Origin of the sequence: Stenotrophomonas maltophilia group sp. RNC7 (genome assembly GCF_030910085.1) — a bacterium.
Classification (GTDB): domain Bacteria; phylum Pseudomonadota; class Gammaproteobacteria; order Xanthomonadales; family Xanthomonadaceae; genus Stenotrophomonas; species Stenotrophomonas sepilia.
Map to the genome: position 1 here is coordinate 1 of NZ_JAVFVN010000952.1, position 584 is coordinate 584.

Annotated in this window: 2 protein-coding genes; both read left to right on the plus strand. The window is 55.3% G+C overall.

The genetic code is table 11. The annotated features are described in order from the left end of the window. Window positions 1-248, plus strand: a 248-nt coding sequence (locus RCF13_RS24760) for a hypothetical protein (RefSeq protein WP_308141624.1), incomplete at its 5' end; no start/stop codon positions are given. Between the two features lie 31 nt (window positions 249-279). After that, window positions 280-584: S1C family serine protease (locus RCF13_RS24765; RefSeq protein ID WP_308141625.1), on the plus strand; the 305-nt coding region annotated here is incomplete at its 3' end.

Below are 584 nucleotides of genomic sequence, written 5' to 3' on the forward strand. Positions count from 1 at the left end.
GGAAAGTCTGCGGGGTGCTGGAAGTGACAACACCTGTGCAAGACACACGCGACCGCGTTATCCGCCTTGAGGAACGACTGAAAGCGTTCGAAGAAAAGTTCGATGAGCAGTCGAACAAGATCGATGAGATGTATGAACTGCTCACGAAAGCGAAGGGCGCCAAGCTTGCCCTTATCCTGATCGCCGCACTGGCAGGCGCAATCACAACAAAAGTCATCCCCTTCATAAGCCAGTTCTGGCCGAAATAATCCTCCCCACTCCCACATAGGAGGGCCGCACATGCGGTTCTGCAAAATCGTGGTGGCCGCAACGGTCGCCGCTCTGCTGGCGCTTGCCTACTGGCAACCGTTCGCAGAGGAAATTCGTGCTGAGTCTGTGGCGAAAATCTTTGACGACAAAGGCCACGGTTCGGCGGTTTATATCGGAAACGGCTATTTTGTCAGCGCTGCCCATGTCGTCGGGCAGGCGTCTGAAGTCAACCTGCTTCTGACGGATGGGCGAAAGATCAAGGGCGACGTTCTCTGGTCGAATACCGGATATGACATTGCGCTCATCAAGTCGGGACCGCTTCGCAATGTCGACGC